This window comes from Methylobacterium sp. BE186, assembly GCF_031457035.1.
GTDB lineage: Bacteria > Pseudomonadota > Alphaproteobacteria > Rhizobiales > Beijerinckiaceae > Methylobacterium > Methylobacterium segetis.
In genome coordinates this window covers 1-1,603 of sequence record NZ_JAVDVV010000065.1, presented here as the reverse complement: position 1 = coordinate 1,603, position 1,603 = coordinate 1, and the positions used below count along the sequence as shown (strand labels likewise).

The window sequence follows — 1,603 nt, the reverse complement described above, 5'->3', positions numbered from 1 at the left end:
CGCCCCGCTGCTGGGCGAGCACACCGACGAGATCCTGCGCGAGGTGCTCAAGTACTCGGACGAGGAGATCGTGGAGATCGCCGGCTCCGGCGCCATCGGCGCCGTGCAGAAGATCGCCGCGGAGTAACGAACCGGCGCCGCCTGTCCCACCCCGCGCGGGCGGGACGGGCGGCGGGGTGGTGCGCGGAGGGCCGTCAGGCGTTATCCGGCACCACCCGCAATTCCCGCACCTCCGCACTGGGGGAAGCGGGACCTGCCATCAAGCCCGGAGCCCCCATGCGCATCGCTTTCATCGGTCAGCAGGATTTCGGAAAGGCCGTGCTCGAGGCCTTCCTGGCGCGGGGCGATGAGGTGGCGGGAGTGTTCTGCGCGCCCGAGAAGGAAGGGGCGAGGCCCGACGTGCTGAAGACGGCGGCGCTCGAGAAAGGTCTCCAGGTCTTCCAGTTCCCGAGCCTGAAGAGCGCCGAGGCCGAGGAGGCCATGCGCGGCCTGAACGCCGATATCGGCATCATGGCCTACGTGCTGCAATTCGCCCCGCAGAGCTTCGTCAACATCCCGACGCACGGCACCATCCAGTACCATCCCTCGCTGCTGCCGAAATATCGCGGCCCCTCCTCGATCAACTGGCCGATCGCCAAGGGGGAGACCGAGACCGGCCTCTCGATCTTCCGGCCGACCGACGGGCTCGATGAGGGGCCGGTGATCCTGCAGAAGACCTGCCCGATCGGGCCGGACGACACGATCGGCGAGGTCTATTTCAACCGCCTCTTCCCCCTCGGCGTCGAGGCGATGCTGGAAGCGGCCGACCTCGTCGTCGCGGGCCGGCACACGGAGACCGAGCAGGACGAGGCGCAGGCGAGCTACGAGGGCTGGTTCCGCGCCCGCGAGGCCCAGATCAACTGGGCGAGCCACGTCGACCACATCTACGACATCATCCGCGCGGCGAACCCCGCGCCCGGCGCGTGGACGACGCTGAACGGGCAGAAGCTGCAGGTCTTCGACGCGCGCCGGCACGTCGTGCGCACGATCGGCGCCGTGAAGGGCAAGATCGGCGAGGTCACCGAGGTCGGCGAACTGTCGATCCGCGTCACCGCGCAGGGCGGCCAGATCGAGATCTTCAAGGTGAAGCCCGAGGGCGGAAAGAAGGTCTCGGCGGCCGAGTTCGCCGCGAGCGGCGCCTTGAGCGTCGGGACGATCCTCGGCGCCTAGACTCTCGATCCGGCGCCCGCGCGCCCTGCAATCCCCCGGCCCGCGATTCGCGGGCCGAGGAGCTTGACAATACCCGGTTCTGGCATACCAGTTTCAACTTGACGCGGATGTCAGTCATCATCATCCGACGTGCGGCGCGCCCGTGCGGCGGCCGGCGCACGTGCTCGTGGGAACGGCCCAGGACACCGCTCCGCAGAGGAGGATTGCAGATCCGGTTCAGCCGTCATCAGAACGGCAGGCATCAGAGGCAGAAGTCCTGAGCGCACCGCAAGGCGCGCGTCGGGGCGGGAGAGGAAACGATGAACATACACGAGTATCAGGCGAAGGCGGTTTTGCGGGAGTTCGGGGTCCCGGTCTCGCGGGGTGTTGCGATCTTCGACGCGTCGGAGGCGGA

The 1,603-nt window shown here is 68.3% G+C and carries 1 protein-coding gene; it reads left to right on the top strand.

Annotation, left to right across the window (positions count from 1 at the left end):
- Positions 1-276: 276 nt before the first annotated feature.
- A complete protein-coding gene (locus J2X36_RS26735) occupies positions 277-1,209 on the top strand; it encodes a methionyl-tRNA formyltransferase (protein ID WP_310355249.1) in 933 nt (310 codons plus the stop codon).
- Positions 1,210-1,603: the final 394 nt, after the last annotated feature.

Bases quoted from the DNA above. Each gene is read 5' to 3' on its own strand.
- J2X36_RS26735 (WP_310355249.1), top strand. From the start codon at position 277: ATGCGCATCGCTTTCATCGGTCAGCAGGATTTCGGAAAGGCCGTGCTC.